The following is a 19,277-nucleotide window of genomic DNA, read 5'->3' as shown; positions in this document are numbered from 1 at the left end:
GATGAACTCCTGAGGTTCGGTCACCCCCGCCCCCCTCCCGTGTTGAGTGTCGGGTTGCGCGTCGAGTGTCGCGTTATAGGTCGACACTCGACGCGTAACCCGACACTCAACGGACGGGGGGAGCTCATCGGCCGCCCTCCTGTTTGGTGTTGAGGACGTTGACGCTGCGGAACAGGGCGGCGGGGGCGCCGTGGGAGACGGCGGCGATCTGGCCGGGCTGGCCCTTGCCGCAGTTCATCGCACCGCCGAGGTACCAGGTGGACGGCCCGCCCACCGCCTCCATGGCGCCCCAGAAGTCCGTCGTGGTGGCCTGGTAGGCGACGTCGCGCAGCTGGCCGACGAGGCGGCCGTTCTCGATGCGGTGGAACTGCTGGCCGGTGAACTGGAAGTTGAAGCGCTGCATGTCGATCGACCACGACCGGTCGCCCTTGATCAGGATGCCGTTCTCGACGCGGCCGATCAGCTCGTCCAGGGTTGGGCCCTCGGGGTCGGGTTGCAGCGACACGTTGGCCATCCGCTGCAGGGGTATGTGGCCGGGCGAGTCGGCGAACGCGCAGCCGTTGGAGCGGTCGCTGTTGAGGGCCTCGGCGTTTGCGTGCGCCATCTGCCGGTTCAGCTGGTAGCCGACGAGCACGCCGTCGCGGACGATGTCGAAGCTCTGCGCAGCCACCCCCTCGTCGTCCCAGCCGATGGAGGCGAGCCCGTGCTCGGTGGTCCGGTCGCCGGTGACGTTCATGACCGGACTGCCGTACTGCAAGGTATGGAGACGGTCGAGGGTGGCGAAGCTGGTGCCGGCGTAGGCGGCTTCGTAGCCGAGCGCGCGGTCGAGCTCAGTAGCGTGCCCGATCGACTCGTGGATCGTGAGCCAGAGATTCGACGGGTCGATGACGAGGTCGTAGCGGCCCGGGGTGACACTCGGCGCCTTGACGTGCTCGCGCAGCAGGCCGGGCAGCTCGTCAATCTCGGCATCGAAATCCCAGCCGGTGCCGGTGAGGTACTCCCAGCCGCGCCCGGCCGGCGGAGCCAGCGTGCGCATGGACGAGAACGAACCGGCGCCGCGGTCCACGGCGACCGCGGTGAAGTCCGGCTCGATGCGAACCCGCTGCTGGGTGGTCGTGGTGCCGTGGATGTCGGCGTAGAACTTGTTCTCGAGCACGAAGGTGACGCTGGCGTCGACGTGATCGACACCGTCGGTGGCCAGCAGTCGCTCGGACAGCTCGGTCAGCCGCCCGACCCGCTCGGCCTCGGGCACCGTGAAGGGGTCGAGCTCGTAGGGCGAGACCCAGTGGGCGTCGTCGTAGACCTGCTCCGGCGCGAGCTGGACGGGCTGGCTCGACAGCACCCGGCTGACCCGCGCGGTGGCCACCGCCTGCTCGGCCAACGCCACCGCCCCCTCGGTCGTGCGCACGATGCCGGCGGCGAACCCCCACGTGCCGTCGTGCACGACGCGCACGGCCAGCCCGACGTCCTCGGTCTCGGAGCTGGAGTCCAACTGCGCATCGCGCAGGCGCAGCGACCCGGTTCGGATGCGCTCGAGGCGGAAGTCGGCGTGCTCGGCCCCGAGCTCGACCGCGCGCTGCAGGGCCGCGCCGGCCAGACCGCGGGCCGGCATCGCGAGGAAGGACGAGTCGATCTCGGGCATGAGTTCCAACCTACTGCCGCGCTGGCAGACTGGCGCGCGTGCTGCTCAGCCCGCCGGTGCGCGTCTGCTTCGTCTGTCGGGCAATATCTGCCGCTCGCCGACGGCCGAGGTCGCCCTGCGGCCCGGCACCGATGTGAGCGTTGGTCAATAGTTGCAGGAGGACAGGGACTGCTTGTAGCCCTGGTTGAACGCCTGGATGCGGTCGAGACCCGTCGTGCCGCGGGCGCCGAACGCCCGGTCCTGGCCGGCGAGGTCGAGCAGCGCTGACACCGCCTCGTCGAGGTCCGCGGGCGAGAGCAGGAGGATCTTCGATTTCGCTGCCGGGTCGGTCTGAGCGAGGTTGACGTCCTTGGCGTAAGCGCCGGTATAACACACCGCGGCCTTCAAAGCCTTAGTGCCATCCATGTCGGCGCCGAAGAACTGGTGCCGGACGGCCAGCCCCCAGCCGATCGAGATCAACTCCCCGAGCGCGAAGTCGGCCGGCTGGTTGAACACCAGGATGACGTCGCCGGTGTCCTGGTCGAACTGGACTCCCGGCAGACTGTTGTAGGCCGCCTTGGCAAAGCTCGCGCTGTAGTAGACGGTGTTGTCGGTGGGGCAGTAGCCGAACTCGCTCGTGGGGGTACCGCCGCACTTGGGATGGTCGGCCTTCTTGAGCGTCACCGGCTTGAACGTCTTGCTGATCAACTTCCCGGCCGCCGTCCAGAACCGGTTGAGGTCGCGCACCTCTAAGCCGGACGGGTCGACGACGTCGGCCAGCGGCTGGTTTCCGCCGGCGTCGTAGTCGTCCTGGCTGGAGAACGGCCGCTCGGTGAACGTCCGGTTGAAGTAACTGTCCGAGTAGCAGTACTTGACGCCGTTCTTGAGCCCGTCGGCCAGGGCGGAGAGCCGGTCGAAGCCGTTGCCGTGTGAGACCTCGTTGATCGTTCCCGGGGTCGAGTCGCGGCCGTCCAGGAAGCCCTCGAGCGCGTCGTCCAGCTTCTCCGGCGTGGTGTCGACGAAGTGCGCGGCCTGGTGCTTGAGCGCCGACGCCGCCCACGCCCCGGCAGCGCAGTCGGCCTGGGACTCGGTGTAGATCGTCTGCAGCTTCGGCGTGCGGTCGAACACCCCGAGGCGGTAGCTGATCGCGTGCCCGAACTCGTGGGCGAAGATCAATGCCACCATCAGCGTGCCGTACTGCTTGGCCAGCTTGGCGAACAGGTGCGTCTCGGCGCGGTCCCAGGCGATCGAGTCGTCGACGAGGCAGAACGCGCCGTTGTCGATGATGAAGCTCGGACTCTCGGCGATGCAGCCCTCCTTGCCCGCCGGTCCACTCACCTCGCCCGTCTTCGCGACCTGCAGACCGTCGACCGAGTACAGCCCGCCCTTGAGCGGCTCGAGCGGCTTGCCCCCGGAGATCGTCGGGTACGCCGTCTTCCAGAACGCCTCGACGTCACTCAACGCGTTCTGCACGGTCTGGTCGAAGCTGCTGCTCTTGTCGACGCCGACGACGTTTAATGTTGCGTTCGCAGCATTTTCTGCGCTCGGCTCACCCGACAACGCCGATGCGCACCCGCTCAAGCACACCAGCGCGACCGTGCTCAACGCCGTGGCTCGCACCCAGTGCCGAACTCGACGACGCACGGCAACTCCAACCTGTGAGACCGATCGTTGGCGGGAGTCTAAACGGCTGCGGCGCGCTGCCGCTCGGTCGAGCCGGCGTTTGCAAGACTGACGTAATGGGACGGCACTCGGCACCCGACGACGAGGACGCTGACCTCGACGACCGGTCGGCCGACACCGCCGCCGGATCGTCCGTCGCGACGGCGGTGGCAGTTGAGTCGCGCGGCCGGCACGCGCGCGCGGACGAGTCTCGGCCGCGCCCGATGCCCGAGGCCGACAACCCCACGACCGAGATCCCACTGGCCGAGCTGATTCGGGATGACCGCCCCGTCCCGGAGGAGGTCACGGCCCGGATCGCGCCGGTCACCGACGTGCAGGTCATCGACGCGCCGACCGCCGCGCAGGGGCCAACGCACGCGACCCGGCATGATCTCGCGCTGGTGATGAGCCACGGCGACGTCCGGGCCCGGGTGCTTGCCGCCGTCCTCGTGCCCTTCGTCGTCTACGTCGTGGTGCTCGTCGTGGTCGACAAGTTGACCGTGCACAGCCTGGTCTGGCTCTGGGCGCCGGCGATCCTCGCGGGCGTGCTCGTCGGGCTCGTCCTCGACGCCGGGCATCGGCGCTACCCGGCGGGTGCGCCGGACGAGCCCGTCCGCCCGAGCTGATCAGCGTCCGGCGCGGGCGGCGTCCAGCTCAGCGCGCCGCGGCGGGTTCGCGCCCGCCCGGGCGCAGGTCAGCGCTGCAACCCAACCGGCGTCGTCGAGCAGGTCGCCGAGCTCGTCTAGTCCGAGGGCGGCCACCCCGTCTACGCTGAGCCGACCACGGGCGACGAGCCCGTCGAGCAGGCCGGTCATGAACGCATCGCCGGCGCCGACCGTGTCGACCATCTCGACCGCGCGTACCGCTCGCGCGACGTCGCCGGCGGCGCAGTGGGCGCTCGCGCCGTCGCCGCCGCGGGTCACGACCACCACCGTTGGCCCACGCCCGAGCCAGTCGCGCGCGACATCGTCGACGGGAGTCCCGGGATAGAGATAAGCGACGTCCTCCTCGCTCGTCTTCACCAGGTCGGTGAGCGCGAGGGATCGCTCGATGCGCGCGCGGGCATCGTCGCAGTCGGTTTGCAGCCTGGGCCGGACGTTCGGGTCGTAGGTGATCGGCACGCGCCCGTGCAGTGCGGTGACGAGCCGGTCGACCGCGGCGTCGCCGGGCGGCGTCCAGGACGTCAAGGACCCGAAATGCAGTGCGTCGACGCGGTCCGCGACGCCCGCCAGCTCGGCGTCGGTGAAGACGAAGTCGGCGGTGCCGTCGATGCCGAAGGTGTATTCCGCAATGCCCGCCGACAGGTCGACGAGGGCGATCGTGGTCGCCTCGCGGGCCTCGACGGTCAGCGAGAGGTCAACGCCCGAGCGTTCGGCGTGTCGGCGCAGCAGGCCGCCGAGCGGGTCCTGCGACAGCCGGCCGACGAACGCGGCGTGCCGGCCGAGTCGGGCGAGCCCGATCGCGACGTTGTACGGGCTGCCGCCGGGGCGGGCCAGGCGCGGGGCGTCGTCACCGTCCTCGACCAGGTCGATGAGCGCCTCGCCGAGCACGCCGATCACGGGTCCGTGGGCATCGGTCACGGGGCGAGCCTAAGCTCTGCGTCCATGAGCGATGCCCTGGCTGACGCCGCGAACGCCCGACTGGAGTCGTCGATCCCGGTGGCCTGGAACATGGGGGTGCGCTTCGTGGAGCTGCGCCCGGGACTCGTCCGCGCGCAGGTGCCGTTCGAGGGCAACGGCAACCACTTCGGCGTCATCTACGCCGGGGTCACGTTCACGGTGGCCGAGACGCTCGGCGGCGCGCTGCACATCGCGACCTTCGACGCGCGCACGCACTACCCGCTCGTCAAGTCGATGACGATCGACTTCCTCAAGCCGGGCACCGGCAACTTGACGGCCACCACGTCCCTGACCGAGGACGAGATCGCGCGGATCAAGACCGCCGCGACGCCCGACGCGAAGGTGGACTTCGAGCTCGTCGCCGAGGTCACCGACGACGCCGGTGTCGTCGTCGCCCGCACCCGCGGGGACTACCAGATCCGCCCGTTCGGCCGCTAGCTGCGGACGTACGTGCCGAGCGGGACGGACCGGCCGCCGGCGCGCGCCAGCGAGCTGGGCAGCGGGTGGCCGACCGCCTTCTCGGTGGCGACGGTCGCGGTCACGAGCCGGTCGAGGTCCAGGCCGGTGGCGATGCCCGAGTCCTCGGCCCAGTAGACGAGTTCCTCGGTGGCGATGTTGCCGCTGGCACCCGGCGCGAACGGGCAGCCACCCAGCCCGCCGATGCTTGCGTCGAGCTGACGGACGCCCGAGAGCAGGGCGGCCAGCGCGTTGGCCTGGCCCGTCCCGCGGGTGTCGTGGAAGTGCGCGCCCACCTCGAGGCCGGGCGCCGCGGCGCGTACCGCGTCGAGCAGGTCGACGGCGCGACGGGGCGTGACGGTGCCGATGGTGTCGCCGAGGCACAGCTGGTCGGCGCCCTGAGCGACCGCCCGCTCGACGACCTGCAGCGTGCGGGCCGGATCGGTGCGTCCGTCGAACGGGCAGTCCCACGCCGTGGCGATGATGACCTCGAGACTGCCGCCGGCGTCGTGGGCCAGCCGGGCGATCTCGCCGATCGCGTCGGCGGCGTCGGCGCTCGGCCGTCCGGCGTTGGCCAGGCTGTGCGAGTCGGCGGCCGAGACGACGTACTCGAGGTCGGCGATGCCCGCGTCGATCGCGCGCACCGCGCCGCGGGTGTTGGCCACGAGCGCCGACCAGTGGACGTCCGGCCACGCGCCCAGGTGCCTAGCGACCTCGTCGGCGTCGGCCAGCGCCGGGACGGCCTTAGGCGAGACGAAGCTGGTGACCTCGATGCGCCGCACACCGGTAGCCACCAGCGCTTCGAGCATGGCCAGCTTGTCGTCGAGCGGCACCGGCGCTTCGAGCTGCAGCCCGTCGCGCATGCCGACCTCGCGGATGTCGATGGACGGTGGCAGGTCGAGCGACGTCATGCGGCCAGTATCCGCCCTCGTCGTGGGACCGTGCTCACCGTGACCGGATACCCGCGCCCGCTGTCCACGACGAATTAGATCGAGCCCGCGCCACGCAGGGTCCGTGGCGTGCTCGGCACGCGGACCGTCTTCGACACCGTCGGGGCCGTCTACGTCTGGGAGTGGCCGTTCTACCCGCGGTACTACGTGCCGCTCGCCGACCTCGACCCCGCCTTCCTCGTCGCCGAGGACCCGACGGAACACACCGAGCAGGGACCGGCGCGGCTCTTCGGTCTTCGTGCCGACGGGCTCGAGCGGCCGGGGTCGGTGCGGGTGTTCGGACCCGACGCCTTGCCCGGTCTCGACGGCATGGCGCGCGTCGAGTGGGACGCGCTCGATGCCTGGTACGAGGAGCGCGAGCAGATCTTCGTCCACCCGCGCAACCCGTACGTCCGGCTCGACGCACTGCGCTCGGACCGGCACGTGCGGGTGGAGCTGGACGGCGTGCTGCTGGCCGAGTCCCGCTCGCCGGTGCTCGTGTTCGAGACGGGTCTGCCGACCCGCTACTACCTGGATCGGCAGGACGTCGACTTCGCGCGCCTCGAGCCGAGCGACACCATCACGTCCTGCCCCTACAAGGGCCGCACGAGTGCCTACTGGTCCGTGATCACCGACGACGCGCGGCACGCGGACCTGGCCTGGAGCTACGACTTCCCGACCCGGCAGCTGCTGCCGATCGCCGGACTGGTGGCGTTCTACGACGAGCAGGTCGACGTCACGGTCGACGGAGTGCGACAGCCTCGTCCGCAGACGCACTTCGGGTGACTACCGTCCGCCGCGCGTTCAACAGCACGACGACGAGGGTCAGCACCGCCACCGCTGCGGCGCCGAGCAGCAGGGTGCGGTACGACGCGAACGCGTGCAGGCCGGCCAGCGCGATGGGTACCGCGAAGCCGATGTACGTCAAGGCGTAGTAGACGGCCGTCAGCGCGGCGAGCTCGTCGGGCGGCGCGATGCGCTGGGTCTCCAGCAGCCCGGCGACGAGGCAGAACCCGTAGCCGGCACCGAGCAGCAGGCCCGCCGCGACGGCCAGCAGCGGCTGGGCGGTGACCGCGGTCAGGGCCTCGACGAGGCAGCCAGCGACGCACGCGCTCAACCCGACAGCCATCGTGCGGACGTCATCCGCTGCGTCCAGGCGCCGGGCCACCGGCTGCACGAGCACGCCGGTGCCGAGCGTCAGCCCGGCCAGCAGGCCTGCGAACGCGACGCGGACCGAGCCGGTGTGCGCGGTGACCAAGGCCGGGCCCACGGTGAGCGAGATCGCGGCCGCCGAGAACACCCACGGCGCGAGCGGCGCGACCACGCTCCGGAACCGGGGCGACGCCGCCGAGTGCACCGCGATCCGCGCCCACACCGATCCCCCGTGCGGGGTCACCGTCTCCGGGGCCGACCAGACCAGCGTCCCGCCCACGATGATCACGATCAGGTGGACGAGGTATGGCGTGACCAGCGGCGCCGGTGCCCACTGCGACACAACGCCGGCGACCAACGGGCCGAGCCCGAAGCCGGCCGACAGCGCCACGGCGGCCCGCCGGGCGCCCGAGTCGACGCCGCCGACGGTCGTCGAAAGCTCCTTCACCCACGCCGTGCCGGGCGCGAAGATCAACCCGGACGCCAGGCCGGCCAGCAGCCGGCCGACGTACAGCCACGCCTCGCCGTCCACGCCGGCGAGCAGCACGCCGGACGCGACGAACGAGACGACGACCGCCACCCTGGCCAGCGGCCGCCGGCCATAGCGGTCCGACAACGGGCCGCCGATGAGCAGCGCCGGGATGAGCCCGATCGCGTAGCTGCCGAACAGCGCGTCAGCTGCGCCGGCCGACACCCCCGCGTGCTCCCGGTAGGACAGCAGCAGCGACGCGAACTGGTTCGCGCCCCAGCCGACCGCGAACATGGCCACGGCGACCCGTGCCCACGCAGAACGCAGGATCGCCGGCCTCGTCACCGCTCCATCATCGCCGCCCGGGCCACCCCACCCCCGTTGAGTGTCGGGTTACGGCCCGAGTGTCGACTTGTAAGTCGACACTCGATGGCTAACCCGACACTCAACGTGGTGGAACGGGAACGTGGTGGAACGGGAACGTGGTGGAACGGGCAGGCTGAGCGGGTGGCGGTGAGATAGACCTCGAGCGATTCGTGACGGCGCAGGATCGCGACGGCACGTACGACCGCGCGTTGGCGCAGCTACAGGCTGGCAGCAAGCGCAGCCATTGGATGTGGTTCGTCTTCCCGCAGCTTGCCGGCCTGGGCCGCAGCGCGACTGCGCAGTTTTACGCGCTGGCGACGGTCGACGAGGCGCGGGCCTACCTGGCGCACGCCGTCCTCGGCCCGCGACTGCGCGAGTGCGCCGGCGCCCTGCTCGACGTCGACGAGCGCACCGCCCGCGACATTCTCGGCGACGTCGACGCGCTGAAGCTGCGCTCGTCCATGACGTTGTTCGCCCTCGCTGCGCCGGACGAGCCGGTGTTCACTCAGGTGCTGGACCGCTATTTCGACGGCGCCGCCGACCCGGCCACCGTCGAGTTGACGCAGTAGACACCTCGGCCACCGCGGCGGCGGCCCGGACCTCGACCAGCGCCGCCCTGTGCGCGCGCCACTGCTCGACGGTGGGTTCGACCGGGACCCGCTTGACCCGGAACGGCAAACCGTCCTGCGGCGTGGCGTGCTCGGCGTCGATGCGGGCGTTCAACTCGGCGACGAGCTCCCGCACCCGGGTCTCACTGCGCTCGCGGACCAGCCGATCGGGCAGCGTCTCAACCTCCTTGGCCACGGCCAGCGCCGGTGGAAGCACGGTCGTGATGTCGGTGTTCTCGCGACGCAGGTAATCCGCGACCCAGGCGAGCTCGTGCTGCGGCTGACCGAGGCCGGGGATCGGCTTGCCGGCGCCGGGCAGGTTCTCGAACGCCCCCGAGTGCTCGGCGTTGCGGATCTGCATCTCGACCCAGTTGGGGACGGACCTGCTCGACGGCTTGCGGGTGGTCATCGCTGTCGATGTTAAACCCCGACGCCGGCCGGCCCGGATTCGGGCCGACCGGCGAGGACGTTCGAGTGGAGCTACTTCGCGACCAGCCCGTTGGCCTGGAGGAAAGCCTTGGCCACGACGGCCGGCTCCTTCTGGTCGATCTGGACGGCCTTGTTCAGCGCGATGATCGCCGGGGTGGTCAGCAGGGCGCTGACCTTGTTGCAGATCGCGGTGAACGCGGGGCCCTCGGCGGCCAACTTCTCCTTGTTGATGACCGGCACGATGTTCTGGAATCCGAAGATGCCCTTCGTGTCGGTAAGCACCGTGTATTTGCCGCCGGCCAGCTGACCGTCGGTGGTGAAGATGGCGATCGAGTTGATCTTGCCCTGATCGATGGCCTGGTACTGGGTGCCGATCGTCAGAGGCTTGAACTGGATCTTGTTCAGGCCATAGGCCTTCTTGAGCCCGAGGACGCCCTGGAAGCGGGTCGCGTTCTCCGGCGGCCCGCCGTAACTGAACGCGCCGACCTTGCTCATGTCGTCGATCGTCTTCAGGCCGTTCTTGTCGGCGTAGGACTTCAGCACGGCGAAGCCGTCGGCGTCCTGGAACGGGGTGGGCTTGAGGACCGCGAAACCGCGGCCGGTCTCGTACTTGGTCGCCCCGGCAAGTGTCTCGGCGGCGCTCTTGGGGGTGTCGCCCAACTTCGCCAGCTCGGTGTAGATCACGCCGGTGTACTCGGGGATGCCGTCGATCTTGCCCGACTGGAGTGCCTTGTCGGCGATTTCCGAGCTGCCCAGGTTGCCTTTGAGCGTCACCGTGTAGCCGGCTGCCTGCAGCGCCTGCTGGTAGAGCGCGCCGAGCAGGTACTGCTCGGCGAAGTTCTTGTCGCCGAGGATGAACGCCGGCTTGCCCTTGCCGGGCTGGGTTTTGAGGTAGTCGGTGCTGGCCGCCGGCGTGCCGCTGCCGGACGTGGCGGACGAGCCCGAGGCCTTGCTGCTGGAGCCGCTGGAACCACACGCGGCCATCGTGGTCGCCAGGGCCAGACCCGCGCCCACCGCCGCGATCCGGTTGAGCGCTCTGCGCTTGTTCATCAGGTACTTCTCCCTTTTTCGAGTTGGGGCGAGGTGTCTACGTCGCCCTCGGTCGAGTTCTCGTTGTCGGTTACGAACGTCTGTGCCTCGTGCGATGCGCTGGCCTGCAGCCGCATCGTCTGCACGAAACCGGGTTTGCCAATGCGGCGGCGCCGACGGGCAATGCCCTGGCGCATGCCTTCGGGCGTCACCAGCCGCTCGACGATCAGGAACAGGCCCTGCGAGAGGAACGCCAGCGCGATCAGGACGTAGGACGCCCCGATGACGCCGTCCAAGCCGTAGGAAGCCTCATTGGAGATGATGTCGCCGAGGCCCCCGCCCCCGAAGACGCCGCCCAGCGTGGCGGTGGCGATGACGAACACCGCGGCCGTGCGGATGCCGGCGAAGATCAGCGGCAGGGCGGGTGGCAGCTCGACCTTGGCGACCACCTGCCACGGCCGCAGCCCGATGCCCTTGGCGGCGTCGACGGTGTCGGCGTCGACCTGGTCGACGGCGACGTAGGTGTTGGTCAGGATGGGCGGCGCGGCGAGGACCACCAGCACGATGATGATGTTGAGCTCGCCGATGCCCACGACGGGCAGCAGGATCGCCAGTAATCCGAAGCTGGGCAGCGCGCGGCCGATGTTCGAGACGTTGATGGCCAAGAACGAGAACCGGTGCAGGTGTCCGAGCAGGATCCCGAGCGGGACGCCGACGACGATCGCGATCGCCACCGCTTTGGCCGACACCTCGAGGTGGGAGACCATGCGGTTGATGACCAGGGAGTGCCGGTGGTCGATGAACGTGAACGCCTTCACGAAGCTGTTGCTCATCGCTGCTCACCCACCCCGCCGGGCCGAGGCCCAGGGTGTCGCGACGCGCTGCGACCCGGCGAGCAGTGCGTCGACGACCAATGCGAGCAGGATGCACAGGACGCCGGCCGAGATCGACTCGGTGTTGAAGTTGCCCTTGTTCAACGCGTCGAAGATCGGCTTGCCGAGGCCCTCAGGCAGGACGAAGGCCACCACGGTGACCAGCGAGACGAGTGTGACCGCCGCGACCCGGACTCCGGCGATGACGGTCGGCAGCGCCAGCGGCAGCTCGACCTTGCGCAACATCTGCGCCTTCGTGAGCCCGGCACCGCGCGCGGCGTCGAGCACCTCCGGCGAGACTCCGCTGAGCCCGGCCAGGGTATTGGTGAACAGGATCAGCAGCGTGTAGGAGACGAGCGGTATCTCGACGGTGTAACGGTTGATGCCGGTGATGGGGATCAGGATCTCGAACGCCGCCAGCGACGGGATCGTGTAGAGCAGGCTGCCCAGGAATGTCACGGGCGCGGCGAGCCAGCGGTTGCGGTGGGCCAGCACGGCCAGGCTGAACGCGATCACGAAACCGATGACCAGCGCGATCAGGGTCAGCTCGATGTGCTGGATGAGCGCCGGCTTGAGCACCGGGCTCCAGTTGGTCTTGAGCCAGTCGGTGCAGAAGGTCCTGTTCTCCTTGACGCACTTCGACGTGGTGCCGAAGGTCGGGATGACCGGTCCGTCCGCCTGCAGGACTGTCGCTCCCAGCACCGCGTCAGCCCTTCGCCAGGTCGGGCGCGACGGTGCTGGTCCGGCCGCGGTGCAACCTCTGGTTGATCAGCTCGATGGAGACGTAGCCGACGCGGTGTCCGTCGCCGTTCTGGACCTCCAGCGGTCGCAGCGAATCGGTCATCATCAGCGACAACGCATCACGCAGGGTGGCGTCGACGGAGATGGTCTGGCCGGTGCCGCCGGCGTCGGCGCCCTGGTCGAGCTCGAGATCCGACAACCGCGACAGCGCCAGGCGCTTGAGGCCCCGGTCGGCCCCGACGAACTGGGCAACGAAGTCGTCGGCCGGCGCGGCCAGGATGTTCTCGGGTGTGTCGTACTGCACGAGGTCGCCGCCCTCGCGCAGGATCGCGATGCGATCGCCCATCTTGATCGCCTCGTCGATGTCGTGGGTGACGAAGACGATCGTCTTGCGGATCTCACGCTGCAAGCGCAGGAACTGGTTCTGCAGGTTGTCGCGGTTGATGGGGTCGATGGCGCCGAACGGCTCGTCCATGAGCATCAGCAACGGGTCGGCGGCGAGCGCACGGGCCACCCCGACGCGCTGGCGCTGCCCGCCCGAGAGCTGGCTCGGGTAGCGCTTGCCCATCTCGGCGGGCAGGCCGATCAGTTCGAGCAGCTCCGCGGAACGTTCGGCGATCTTCTTCTTGTCCCAGCCCAGGAGCTTCGGGACCGTGCCGATGTTGTTGGTGATCGTCAGGTGCGGAAAGAGGCCCACGTTCTGGATGACGTAGCCGATCTCGCGCCGCAGGGTGACCTCGGACTGAGCGTTGACGCTCTTGTCGCCCAGCAGGATGTCCCCGCTGCTCAGCTGGATCATCCGGTTGACCATGCGCATGGCGGTGGTCTTGCCGCACCCGGACGGCCCGACGAGAACGCATACCTCGCCGGCCGGCACGGTGAAGGACAGGTCGGCGATGGCCGGTGTGGGTGCCCCCTGGTACTGCTTGTTGACGTTGCGAAACTCCAGTGGCGCTGCGCTCGGAGTGGTCACCGGAGTCGATTCCGGTTCCCACGTGCCACATTCGATTCATCCACTGTTGTCCGTACCTCTTCCCGGTCGGCAAAGTCGGTCGACTATAGCCAGCAATTGAGTCGTCCACCCGATGTTCGTCCGGCCGTGACAGCACCGTTATCGACTACTGGATCCCGTCGGCAGGCCCAACCCGTTACGGATGGAGGCTCGCGACGACACGCCGGACAGTTGCGCCATACGCATCAGGTTGTTCAAGGCGCAATCCGCGTCGTAGCCTGTGCAGACGTCCGGCCGTGCCTAACGAGGTAGTAGCGATGATCAGGGTATGTGCTCTTGCAGACGTCGGGCCGGGTGAGGCGCTGCGTCTCGGACTCCAGACTGCCGTTGCTGTGTTCCATACGGATGACGGCGAGGTGTTCGCGATCGACGACACCTGCACCCACCAGGACGCCTCGCTCGCCGACGGCTGGCTCGAGGGCTGCGAGGTCGAGTGCCCGCTGCACGCCTCGAAATTCGACCTGCGCACCGGCCGCGTCGACGCCCCGCCGGCCAAGCGCCCGGTCCGCACCCACCAGGTGAGCATCGTCGACGGCGACGTCTACCTGACGCTGTCCACGGCCGAGCCGAACCTGCCACCGCTCGCCACGGGGGGTTCCGCGTGAAGTCGATCGGCGTTATCGGAGCGTCCCTGGCCGGGTTGTCCGCAGCCCGCGCCTTGCGCGCCCAGGGCTTCGACGGCCGGGTGACCGTTGTCGGCGATGAGTCCCACGCCCCGTACGACCGCCCGCCGCTGTCCAAGGGGTTCCTGGCCGGGGTGGCGGCGCGTGCCGACCTCGACCTGCTGGCCGACGAGGACTCGCTCGAGGTCGACTGGTGCACCGGTGTCGCTGCCACGGGCCTCGACCCGTCCGGCCGCGCCGTGCAACTCGCCGACGGACGCGAGCTGACGGTCGACGGACTGGTCCTCGCGACCGGCGCGCGGGCGCGCAAGCCATGGGCAATGATGCCTGAGCACGTGCACGTGTTGCGCACCCTCGACGACTCGACCGCGCTGCGTGCCGAGCTGGTCCCCGGTGCGCGATTGGTCGTCGTCGGGGCCGGGTTCATCGGTGCCGAGGTGGCCTCCACCGCGCACGGTCTGGGCGTCGATGTCACCGTTCTCGAGGCCGCGCCGGCTCCGCTCAGCACCGTGCTGGGCGCCGAGTTCGGTGCGGTCATCGCCGGTCTGCACCTTGCGCACGGCGTCCGATTCGAGTCCGGGGTCGCGGTCAGCAGCCTGCAGGCCGACGCGGCCGGACGGGTCAGTGGCGTCGAGCTGGCCGACGGGCGCGTCGTGCCCGCCGACGTCGTGCTCATCGGCGTAGGCGTCGTGCCGAACGTCGAATGGTTGGACGGGTCGGGTCTCGACGTCAGCGGCGGGATCGTCTGCGACGCGTTCGGGGCGACGGCCCTACCCGGGGTCGTCGCGGTCGGCGACTGCGCCACCTGGTACGAACCGGCGCTCGGCGTCCATCACCGCCTCGAGCACTGGAGCGGCGCGCGGGAACGCGCTTCCGTCGCGGCGGCCACGCTGCTGTCGGCGGGCACCGTGCAGCACGTCACTCGTCCGCCGTACTTCTGGTCCGAGCAGTACGGGCTGACGCTGCAGGTCGCGGGACACACTCGCGGCGCCGACGAGGTCACCGTCGAGACCGGCTGTGTCGAGGACCTCGACTTCGTCGCGGTGTACCGCCGAGCCGGAGCACCCACGGCGGTGCTGGCCGTGGGGCAGCGCAGGGAGTTCATGCGCTGGCGCAAACAGCTGGCCGCCGCCCAGCGGGTGGCCGTATGAGTCAGCTTCCCGAGAGCCTGTTGCCGACCCTGCCAGGGCTCTACTACACCGACGAGACGGTCTTCGCGCTCGAGCAGCAGCGCGTCTTCGAGCAGATGTGGTTCTGCGCCGTGCGGGCGGGCGATCTCAACGCACCGGGAGCCTTCCGCACCGTCCAGGTCGGCCGCGAGAGCGTGCTGATCTCACGCAACCGGCGCGGGGAGCTGCGCGCGTTCCTCAACGTCTGCCGGCACCGGGGCGCGCGCATCCGCACCGAGGAGTCCGGTCGCGCCTTGCGAAGTTTCCAATGCCCGTACCACGCCTGGACGTACGACCTCGACGGCAAGCTGCTGGCCGCCCCGAACCTGACCAAGATGCCCGACATCGACCGCGTCGAGTGGGGTTTGCGCTCCGTCGCGGTGCGCGAATGGCTCGGCTACGTGTGGGTGTGCCTGGCCGACGATCCGCCGTCGTTCACCGACACCGTCCAGCACGAGGTCGTCGAGCGCCTCGGCGACCTCGCAGCGATCGATGCTTACGCCGTCGAGGGCCTCGAGCTCGGCCGACGCATCCGCTACGACGTCGCGGCCAACTGGAAGCTGATCATCGAGAACTTCATGGAGTGCTACCACTGCGCGACGATCCACCCTGAGCTCACCGAGGTGCTGCCCGAGTTCGCCGACGGCTACGCCGCGCAGTACTTCGTCGGGCACGGCGCCGAGTTCGGTCCGGACGTCCAGGGCTTCACCATCGACGGTTCGGCCGGGCACGAACGCATCCCCGGCGTGGGCGACGACCAGGACCGGCGCTACTACGCGATCACGATCAAGCCGCAGGTGTTCGTCAACCTGGTGCCCGATCACGTGATCGTCCACCGGATGTTCCCGATGTCGCCCGATCGCACCGTCGTCGAATGCGACTGGCTCTACCTGCCCTCGGTCGTCGAATCCGGTGCCGACCTTGATCGGTCCGTCGAGCTGTTCGACCGCGTCAACCAGCAGGACTTCGATGCCTGCGAGCGCTGCCAGCTGGGTATGTCGTCGCGGCTCTACGCCGAGGGCGGCGTGCTCGTGCCCAGCGAGCACCACATCGCCGGCTTCCACGACTGGTTGCGCGGCCGGCTCGCCGAGGAGAGCGCATCCGACGAGGTGCGGCAGTGAGCTCTCTCCCCACCCTGATCAACAGCAGCGAAACGTCGTCAGACGACGTTTCGCTGCTGTTGATCACGGAAGGGGGGTCAGTCGAGGTGGCCGAGGCGTTCGGACACGCGCCGGGCCGCGTCCTGCAGCTCGGGAACGATCTCCTCGATGCGGGCCAGGTCGAGGCGGAAGGCCGGCGCCGACACGCTGATCGAGGCGATGACCGCCCGGGTGTGATCGCGGATGGGCGCGGCGACGGCGTTGAGCCCGTCCTCGTACTCCTCCAGGGCGACGGCGTAGCCGACCTCGACGATGCGGTCGAGCTCGGCCAGCACCGCGGCCGCCGTGGTGTGGGTGTGCCGGGTGAAGCGGGCCAGACCGGCAGCTGCGATCAGTCGGCTGCGGCTGGTCGTGCTCTCGTGGGCGAGCAGCACCTTGCCGCTGGACGTCGCGTGCAGAGGCGTCAGCTGTCCGGTCCAGTTCTGCGCGGCCACGGCGGCCGGTCCGCGCACCTGGTCGACGTTGACCGCCCAGTGCGAGCGCAGCACCGCGATGTTGACGGTCTCGCCGACCGTCGCGGCGACGTCCTGCAGCACGTCACGCGCCCGCCCCACGAGGTCGAGGCGGCCCAGCACCGCACTGGCCAGGCGCAGGACGCCGAAGCCGAGGCTGTACTTGCCCCGCTCACCGTCCTGCTCGACGAGGTCACGCTCCTCCAGCACGCTCAGCAGGCGCGAGGCGGTCGACTTGTGCACGCCGAGTTCGGCGGCGATCTCGCCGACCCCGACGCCCTCGCTCGCGCGGGCCAGGATCTCCAGGACGCTGACGGCGCGGTCGACGGACTGGATGCCGTTCAGCCCGCTGGTCATGCCGGAACAGTATTCGGTGATCACCTGCACTCAGGAATTGGGCGGTACTCATGACCGGTCAGGCTCTCGACACCCGCGTCGTCATCATCGGGGCCGGTGTCGTCGGCGCCGCGCTGGCCGACGAGCTGACCGCCCGCGGTTGGACGCACGTCACCGTCGTCGACCAGGGCGAGCTGCCCGCGCCCGGCGGATCGTCGTCGCACGCACCGGGTCTGGTGTTCCAGGCCAACGGCTCGCGGACGATGACGCAGCTGGCCCGCTACACCGTCCAGAAGCTGGGCGGCCTCGAGGTCGATGGCGAGCCGTGCTTCCTGCCGGTCGGCGGCCTCGAGATCGCCACCACTCCCGAGCGCGAGCGAGAGCTGTGGCGCCGCCACGGCTGGCTCACTGCGGCCGGCATCGACTCCCGCATCCTGTCGGCCGACGAGACGGTCGAGACGTATCCGCTGCTCGACCGCGCGCGGGTGCGTGCCGGCCTGCTCATCCCTACCGACGGGCTCGCCAAGGCCGTGCGCGCCGTCGACGCGCAGACCCGGCAGGCCGCTGCGCGCGGTGCCGTGCTGCTACCGCGCCACGAGGTCCTGGACATCACGGTCACCGACGGGCGGGTCACCGGCGTGGTCACCGACCACGGCGAGCTGCCTGCCGACGTCGTCGTCTGTTGCGCCGGCATCTGGGGGCCGAAGGTCGCGGCGATGGTCGGGATGACGCTGCCGCTCGTGCCCCTGGCCCACCAGCTCGCGCGTACCGGCGCGGTTCCCGCCCTGGCCGGGGCCAGGCAGGAGGCGACGCTACCCATCCTGCGGCACCAGGACCACGACCTCTACTACCGCCAGGACGGCGAGCAGCTCGTCATCGGCTACTACGGCCACCGGGCGATGCCGGTGCGGGCCGAGGACATCGCAAGCCCGAGCAATTACCCAGCGTCGTCGAACGCGCCGGCCATGCCGTCCGTCCTGGACTTCACGCCCGAGGACTTCGCGCCGGCGTGGGCCGAGACGCAGGCCCTGCTGCCGGCCGCCCGCGACACGTCTGTTGCGGACGGGTTCAACGGGCTGTTCTCGTTCACGACCGACAACATGCCGCTGATCGGTGAATCGCCTACGGTGCAGGGCTTCTGGGTCGCCGAGGCGGTCTGGGTGACGCACTCGGCCGGCGTCGGACGGGCTGTTGCAGAGCTGCTCGTCGACGGCGTCTGCTCGTCGTTCGACCTGCACGAGTGCGACGTCAACCGCTTCGTCGAGCACCAGCTCTCGCCGGACTACGTGATGGCCCGCTCGTGCCGCAACTTCGACGAGGTCTACGACATCCTGCATCCGCTCGAGCCGGCGGTGGACCTGCGGCCGATCCGGCTGTCGCCGTTCCACGCGCGGCAGCAGGAGCTCGGCGGGTACTTCCTCGAGGCCACCGGGTGGGAACGTCCGCACTGGTACGAGGCCAACGCGGGGCTGGTCGAGGGACGCACGATCCCGACGCCCGACCCGTGGGCGGCACAGCACTGGTCGCCGATCGTTGCGGCCGAGGCGCAGGTGACGCGCGAGCGCGTGGCGATGTACGACATGACGGCGCTCATGCGCCTCGAGGTCAGCGGCCCCGGCGCCGTCGACTTCCTGCAGCACCTGGTCACCGGCAACGTCGGCAAGTCGGTGGGGTCGGTGACCTACTGCCTGCTGCTCGACGAGGACGGCGGCATCCGGTCCGACGTCACGGTGGCGCGGCTCGCGCCCGACGTCTTCCAGGTCGGTGCCAACGGCCATCTCGACCTCGACTGGCTGCGGAGGCGGCTCGCCGCTGGGAACTGGGCCGGTTCGGTGCAGGTCCGCGACACCACCCCGGGCACCTGCTGCATCGGGCTGTGGGGCCCGCGCGCCCGTGACGTGCTGGCGCCGCTCACCGACGCCGACGTGTCGAAGGACGGGCTGAAGTACTTCCGGGCCAAGCAGTTCCACGTCGGGACGGTGCCGGTCACCGCGCTGCGGATGTCCTACGTCGGCGAGCTCGGCTGGGAGCTGTACACCAGCGCCGAGCACGGTGCGGCGCTGTGGGACACGCTGTGGAACGCGGGGCAGGAGCACGGCATCATCGCCGCCGGCCGCGGCGCCTTCAACAGCCTGCGGCTGGAGAAGGGCTACCGCTCGTTCGGCACCGACATGACCTTCGAGCACGATCCGTACGAGACCGGCGTCGGCTTCGCAGTGCGGCTCGAGAAGGACGATTTCGTCGGCCGCGAGGCGCTCCTCAAGCGCAAGGAGAACGTCGGTCGGGTGCTGTCCTGCCTCACGTTGACCGACGCGGCCGACCACGTCCTCGGCAAGGAACCGGTGTTCGCGGGCGACCGTACCGTCGGGTATGTCACCAGCGCGGCGTACGGCTACACGATCAACCGCGGGATCGCCTACGCGTGGCTGCCTGTCGAGCACGCCGCCGTCGGCACCGAGTTGACGATCCGCTACTTCGACCGCGACATCCCGGCCCTGGTGTCGGCCGAGCCGCTGGTCGACCCCGAGATGAAGCGAATCCGGTCATGAGCACCCCACGAAAGCGCTCCACA

The 19,277-nt window shown here is 69.8% G+C and carries 19 protein-coding genes; 8 read left to right on the top strand and 11 right to left on the bottom strand.

Annotated elements, in window-relative coordinates; all coding sequences use genetic code 11:
- Positions 1–124: 124 nt before the first annotated feature.
- A complete protein-coding gene (locus ACFFC4_RS12680) occupies positions 125–1,642 on the bottom strand; it encodes a TldD/PmbA family protein (protein ID WP_375501366.1) in 1,518 nt (505 codons plus the stop codon).
- 144 nt (positions 1,643–1,786) lie between these two features.
- Positions 1,787–3,265, bottom strand: coding sequence for a hypothetical protein (locus tag ACFFC4_RS12675; RefSeq protein ID WP_375501364.1), 1,479 nt, complete (start codon positions 3,263–3,265; stop codon positions 1,787–1,789).
- Between the two features lie 95 nt (positions 3,266–3,360).
- On the opposite strand from ACFFC4_RS12675, the gene ACFFC4_RS12670 reads away from it, so the two are divergent.
- The gene (locus tag ACFFC4_RS12670; RefSeq protein ID WP_375501362.1) at positions 3,361–3,909 is read left to right on the top strand and encodes a hypothetical protein; all 549 of its coding nucleotides are present in this window, start codon (positions 3,361–3,363) and stop codon (positions 3,907–3,909) included.
- Here ACFFC4_RS12670 and ACFFC4_RS12665 read toward each other — a convergent pair whose 3' ends face one another.
- Entirely contained in the window at positions 3,910–4,863 is a 954-nt protein-coding gene (locus ACFFC4_RS12665; RefSeq protein ID WP_375501360.1) for a carbohydrate kinase, read from the bottom strand.
- Between the two features lie 24 nt (positions 4,864–4,887).
- On the opposite strand from ACFFC4_RS12665, the gene ACFFC4_RS12660 reads away from it, so the two are divergent.
- The gene (locus ACFFC4_RS12660; RefSeq protein ID WP_375501358.1) at positions 4,888–5,340 is read left to right on the top strand and encodes a YiiD C-terminal domain-containing protein; all 453 of its coding nucleotides are present in this window, start codon (positions 4,888–4,890) and stop codon (positions 5,338–5,340) included.
- Here the strand turns inward: ACFFC4_RS12660 and ACFFC4_RS12655 are convergent.
- Positions 5,337–6,269, bottom strand: a complete 933-nt coding sequence (locus ACFFC4_RS12655) for a hydroxymethylglutaryl-CoA lyase (RefSeq protein WP_375501356.1) — start codon at positions 6,267–6,269, stop codon at positions 5,337–5,339. The two genes, ACFFC4_RS12660 and ACFFC4_RS12655, sit on opposite strands and share 4 nt — an antisense overlap.
- Positions 6,270–6,377: 108 nt before the next feature.
- On the opposite strand from ACFFC4_RS12655, the gene ACFFC4_RS12650 reads away from it, so the two are divergent.
- Positions 6,378–7,073, top strand: coding sequence for a DUF427 domain-containing protein (locus tag ACFFC4_RS12650; RefSeq protein ID WP_375501354.1), 696 nt, complete (start codon positions 6,378–6,380; stop codon positions 7,071–7,073).
- On the opposite strand, the gene ACFFC4_RS12645 is transcribed toward ACFFC4_RS12650, so the two are convergent.
- The gene (locus tag ACFFC4_RS12645) at positions 7,024–8,253 is read right to left on the bottom strand and encodes an MFS transporter (RefSeq protein ID WP_375501352.1); all 1,230 of its coding nucleotides are present in this window, start codon (positions 8,251–8,253) and stop codon (positions 7,024–7,026) included. The genes ACFFC4_RS12650 and ACFFC4_RS12645 overlap by 50 nt on opposite strands.
- A gap of 191 nt (positions 8,254–8,444) precedes the next feature.
- Here ACFFC4_RS12645 and ACFFC4_RS12640 point away from each other — a divergent pair, with 191 nt between their 5' ends.
- Complete coding sequence (locus tag ACFFC4_RS12640; RefSeq protein WP_375501350.1) at positions 8,445–8,843, top strand: DUF1810 domain-containing protein; 399 nt, start codon at positions 8,445–8,447, stop codon at positions 8,841–8,843.
- Here ACFFC4_RS12640 and ACFFC4_RS12635 read toward each other — a convergent pair.
- The 5 genes from ACFFC4_RS12635 to ACFFC4_RS12615 all read right to left on the bottom strand — a co-directional run bounded on the left by ACFFC4_RS12635 (position 8,776) and on the right by ACFFC4_RS12615 (position 12,926).
- Positions 8,776–9,291, bottom strand: a complete 516-nt coding sequence (locus ACFFC4_RS12635) for a DUF1992 domain-containing protein (RefSeq protein ID WP_375501348.1) — start codon at positions 9,289–9,291, stop codon at positions 8,776–8,778. The genes ACFFC4_RS12640 and ACFFC4_RS12635 overlap by 68 nt on opposite strands.
- A gap of 71 nt (positions 9,292–9,362) precedes the next feature.
- Positions 9,363–10,361: a glycine betaine ABC transporter substrate-binding protein gene (locus tag ACFFC4_RS12630; RefSeq protein WP_375501346.1), complete on the bottom strand. Its 999-nt coding sequence runs from the start codon at positions 10,359–10,361 to the stop codon at positions 9,363–9,365.
- Positions 10,361–11,173 carry an ABC transporter permease gene (locus ACFFC4_RS12625; RefSeq protein ID WP_375501344.1) on the bottom strand — a complete coding sequence of 271 codons (813 nt, stop codon included), beginning with the start codon at positions 11,171–11,173 and terminating at the stop codon, positions 10,361–10,363. The genes ACFFC4_RS12630 and ACFFC4_RS12625 overlap by 1 nt, the downstream gene beginning before the upstream one ends.
- Positions 11,174–11,179: 6 nt before the next feature.
- Positions 11,180–11,914 carry an ABC transporter permease gene (locus tag ACFFC4_RS12620; RefSeq protein WP_375501342.1) on the bottom strand — a complete coding sequence of 245 codons (735 nt, stop codon included), beginning with the start codon at positions 11,912–11,914 and terminating at the stop codon, positions 11,180–11,182.
- 4 nt (positions 11,915–11,918) lie between these two features.
- The gene (locus tag ACFFC4_RS12615; RefSeq protein WP_375501340.1) at positions 11,919–12,926 is read right to left on the bottom strand and encodes an ABC transporter ATP-binding protein; all 1,008 of its coding nucleotides are present in this window, start codon (positions 12,924–12,926) and stop codon (positions 11,919–11,921) included.
- A 296-nt stretch (positions 12,927–13,222) separates the two neighbouring features.
- Between ACFFC4_RS12615 and ACFFC4_RS12610 the strand changes: the two genes are divergently transcribed.
- The 3 genes from ACFFC4_RS12610 to ACFFC4_RS12600 are packed head-to-tail and all read left to right on the top strand — an operon-like array spanning position 13,223 to position 15,878.
- Complete coding sequence (locus ACFFC4_RS12610; protein ID WP_375501338.1) at positions 13,223–13,570, top strand: bifunctional 3-phenylpropionate/cinnamic acid dioxygenase ferredoxin subunit; 348 nt, start codon at positions 13,223–13,225, stop codon at positions 13,568–13,570.
- On the top strand, positions 13,567–14,739 hold the full coding sequence (locus tag ACFFC4_RS12605; RefSeq protein WP_375501336.1) for an NAD(P)/FAD-dependent oxidoreductase: 1,173 nt from the start codon (positions 13,567–13,569) through the stop codon (positions 14,737–14,739). The genes ACFFC4_RS12610 and ACFFC4_RS12605 overlap by 4 nt, the downstream gene beginning before the upstream one ends.
- Positions 14,736–15,878, top strand: a complete 1,143-nt coding sequence (locus tag ACFFC4_RS12600; protein WP_375501334.1) for an aromatic ring-hydroxylating dioxygenase subunit alpha — start codon at positions 14,736–14,738, stop codon at positions 15,876–15,878. Before ACFFC4_RS12605 ends, ACFFC4_RS12600 begins: the two co-directional genes overlap by 4 nt.
- A gap of 77 nt (positions 15,879–15,955) precedes the next feature.
- On the opposite strand, the gene ACFFC4_RS12595 is transcribed toward ACFFC4_RS12600, so the two are convergent.
- Positions 15,956–16,726, bottom strand: a complete 771-nt coding sequence (locus ACFFC4_RS12595) for an IclR family transcriptional regulator (RefSeq protein WP_375501332.1) — start codon at positions 16,724–16,726, stop codon at positions 15,956–15,958.
- A 50-nt stretch (positions 16,727–16,776) separates the two neighbouring features.
- Here ACFFC4_RS12595 and ACFFC4_RS12590 point away from each other — a divergent pair, with 50 nt between their 5' ends.
- Complete coding sequence (locus ACFFC4_RS12590; RefSeq protein WP_375501330.1) at positions 16,777–19,254, top strand: FAD-dependent oxidoreductase; 2,478 nt, start codon at positions 16,777–16,779, stop codon at positions 19,252–19,254.
- Positions 19,255–19,277: the final 23 nt, after the last annotated feature.

Origin of the sequence: uncultured Jatrophihabitans sp. (assembly GCF_964244045.1) — a bacterium.
Lineage (GTDB): Bacteria > Actinomycetota > Actinomycetes > Mycobacteriales > Jatrophihabitantaceae > Jatrophihabitans.
Note: the sequence above shows the minus strand (reverse complement) of the source record. Positions and strands in the feature narration are given on the sequence as shown.

Coding starts and splice junctions, on each gene's coding strand:
- ACFFC4_RS12635 (WP_375501348.1), bottom strand. CDS start 9,291: ATGACCACCCGCAAGCCGTCGAGCAGGTCCGTCCCCAACTGGGTCGAG.
- ACFFC4_RS12660 (WP_375501358.1), top strand. CDS start 4,888: ATGAGCGATGCCCTGGCTGACGCCGCGAACGCCCGACTGGAGTCGTCG.
- ACFFC4_RS12600 (WP_375501334.1), top strand. CDS start 14,736: ATGAGTCAGCTTCCCGAGAGCCTGTTGCCGACCCTGCCAGGGCTCTAC.
- ACFFC4_RS12625 (WP_375501344.1), bottom strand. CDS start 11,173: ATGAGCAACAGCTTCGTGAAGGCGTTCACGTTCATCGACCACCGGCAC.
- ACFFC4_RS12595 (WP_375501332.1), bottom strand. CDS start 16,726: ATGACCAGCGGGCTGAACGGCATCCAGTCCGTCGACCGCGCCGTCAGC.
- ACFFC4_RS12610 (WP_375501338.1), top strand. CDS start 13,223: ATGATCAGGGTATGTGCTCTTGCAGACGTCGGGCCGGGTGAGGCGCTG.
- ACFFC4_RS12670 (WP_375501362.1), top strand. CDS start 3,361: ATGGGACGGCACTCGGCACCCGACGACGAGGACGCTGACCTCGACGAC.
- ACFFC4_RS12590 (WP_375501330.1), top strand. CDS start 16,777: ATGACCGGTCAGGCTCTCGACACCCGCGTCGTCATCATCGGGGCCGGT.
- ACFFC4_RS12680 (WP_375501366.1), bottom strand. CDS start 1,642: ATGCCCGAGATCGACTCGTCCTTCCTCGCGATGCCGGCCCGCGGTCTG.
- ACFFC4_RS12630 (WP_375501346.1), bottom strand. CDS start 10,361: ATGAACAAGCGCAGAGCGCTCAACCGGATCGCGGCGGTGGGCGCGGGT.
- ACFFC4_RS12655 (WP_375501356.1), bottom strand. CDS start 6,269: ATGACGTCGCTCGACCTGCCACCGTCCATCGACATCCGCGAGGTCGGC.